Source organism: Sediminicola luteus (assembly GCF_002514735.1).
GTDB lineage: Bacteria > Bacteroidota > Bacteroidia > Flavobacteriales > Flavobacteriaceae > HQA918.
This window is the reverse complement of the sequence record NZ_NBWU01000010.1, coordinates 1-2,500: the sequence shown is the minus strand read 5'-3', so window position 1 is coordinate 2,500 and position 2,500 is coordinate 1. Positions and strand designations below refer to the sequence as shown.

Here is a 2,500-nt window from a genome sequence, read left to right as displayed (position 1 = left end):
CCAACTTGCCGAAACAAATTGGGTTTGGGCTCTTCCGCGTTCGCTCGCCACTACTAGCGGAATCACTATTGTTTTCTTCTCCTCCGGGTACTTAGATGTTTCAGTTCTCCGGGTTCGCCTCCTTTCGGATAACATGTCTTCAACATGCTGGGTTGCCCCATTCGGACACCTGCGGATCATATCGTATGTGCCGATCCCCGCAGCTTTTCGCAGCTTATCGCGTCCTTCATCGCCTCTGAGAGCCTAGGCATTCCCCATACGCCCTTCTTTTGCTTGTTGCGCACATTATGGTAAACCATAACATGCCCCTTGTATTCTTTACTTTTAGATTCTTATAATGTTATGCTATACCCTGGTATAAAACATAACATATCCCAATATGTCAATGAACATTGCGAGTCGCAACCGACAATTAAAAAATCGATCCGTACCCGTTAGCACCGTTACCCAATCAATCAGCGTCGATCAATTGCCTACAGGTGCTACCTGGTGGAGAATATCGGAGTCGAACCGATGACCTCCTGCGTGCAAGGCAGGCGCTCTAGCCAGCTGAGCTAATCCCCCATACTCTAGTGCAGAGTTATGAGTGGTGAGTTATGAGTCTTTCATACTCAACATAACCCTAGCCTCTAGAATTTCCTTTCAATAATTTCAATTTAATGAACGTTTCCCCGTTGCCAGGGAATTTGTAGTCCCAGGCAGACTCGAACTGCCGACCTCTACATTATCAGTGTAGCGCTCTAACCAGCTGAGCTATGGGACTTCTTATTTTTAATCTTCCGTCCGATGCCCGTTTGGTCTCTTCCTAAGAAGCGCTCGCGCTCCCTGCCTGCGGCAGGCAGGTAACCAGCTGAGCTATGGGACTCTATTCTATATAAAAAAAAGAGACAGCAAATTTAGATAAACGAAACCCCATCGGACCAAAATCTTTAAAATCTCGTGGCGTTTCTCTAGAAAGGAGGTGTTCCAGCCGCACCTTCCGGTACGGCTACCTTGTTACGACTTAGCCCTAGTTACCGATTTTGCCCTAGGCCGCTCCTTGCGGTGACGGACTTCAGGCACTCCCAGCTTCCATGGCTTGACGGGCGGTGTGTACAAGGCCCGGGAACGTATTCACCGGATCATGGCTGATATCCGATTACTAGCGATTCCAGCTTCACGGGGTCGAGTTGCAGACCCCGATCCGAACTGTGACCGGCTTTATAGATTCGCTCCTATTTGCATAGTGGCTGCTCTCTGTACCGGCCATTGTAGCACGTGTGTGGCCCAGGACGTAAGGGCCGTGATGATTTGACGTCATCCCCACCTTCCTCACGGTTTGCACCGGCAGTCCCGTTAGAGTCCCCATCTTTACATGCTGGCAACTAACGGCAGGGGTTGCGCTCGTTATAGGACTTAACCTGACACCTCACGGCACGAGCTGACGACAACCATGCAGCACCTTGTAGGAAGTCCGAAGAAATAGCTATCTCTAGCTAATGCATCCTACATTTAAGCCCTGGTAAGGTTCCTCGCGTATCATCGAATTAAACCACATGCTCCACCGCTTGTGCGGGCCCCCGTCAATTCCTTTGAGTTTCATTCTTGCGAACGTACTCCCCAGGTGGGATACTTATCACTTTCGCTTGGCCGCGCAGCTTACGCCACACAGCTAGTATCCATCGTTTACGGCGTGGACTACCAGGGTATCTAATCCTGTTCGCTCCCCACGCTTTCGTCCATCAGCGTCAGTCGATTGTTAGTGATCTGCCTTCGCAATCGGTGTTCTATGTAATATCTATGCATTTCACCGCTACACTACATATTCCAACCACTTCACAATAACTCAAGACTACCAGTATCAAGGGCAATTTTATGGTTGAGCCACAAACTTTCACCCCTGACTTAATAGCCCGCCTACGGACCCTTTAAACCCAATGATTCCGGATAACGCTTGCACCCTCCGTATTACCGCGGCTGCTGGCACGGAGTTAGCCGGTGCTTATTCCTACGGTACCGTCACCAGGGTACACGTACCCCTTATTCTTCCCGTAAAAAAGCAGTTTACAACCCATAGGGCAGTCTTCCTGCACGCGGCATGGCTGGGTCAGACTTGCGTCCATTGCCCAATATTCCTCACTGCTGCCTCCCGTAGGAGTCTGGTCCGTGTCTCAGTACCAGTGTGGGGGATCTCCCTCTCAGGACCCCTACCCATCGTTGCCATGGTGTGCCGTTACCACACCATCTAGCTAATGGGACGCATACTCATCTTTTGCCGTAACCTTTAATGTATATACCATGCGATAAATACATACCATGAGGTCTTAATCCAAATTTCTCTGGGCTATCCCTCAGCAAAAGGCAGATTGTATACGCGTTACGCACCCGTGCGCCGGTCGTCATCTGTAGCAAGCTACAATGTTACCCCTCGACTTGCATGTGTTAGGCCTGCCGCTAGCGTTCATCCTGAGCCAGGATCAAACTCTTCATCGTTAAATCATAAATATTATTTACCACTCAT

2 tRNA genes and 2 rRNA genes (1 of these 4 cut by a window edge) are annotated in these 2,500 nt (G+C 49.7%); all 4 read right to left on the bottom strand.

Annotation, left to right across the window (positions count from 1 at the left end):
• Nucleotides 1-279, bottom strand: a 23S ribosomal RNA gene (locus B7P33_RS19180) (it extends 2,539 nt beyond the left edge of the window).
• A gap of 208 nt (nt 280-487) precedes the next feature.
• Nucleotides 488-564: transfer RNA gene (locus B7P33_RS19175), tRNA-Ala, on the bottom strand.
• 125 nt (nt 565-689) lie between these two features.
• Nucleotides 690-763: transfer RNA gene (locus B7P33_RS19170), tRNA-Ile, on the bottom strand.
• Between the two features lie 191 nt (nt 764-954).
• Nucleotides 955-2,472, bottom strand: a 16S ribosomal RNA gene (locus tag B7P33_RS19165).
• Together the 16S and 23S rRNA genes with 2 tRNA genes alongside form the textbook arrangement of a ribosomal RNA operon.
• Nucleotides 2,473-2,500: the final 28 nt, after the last annotated feature.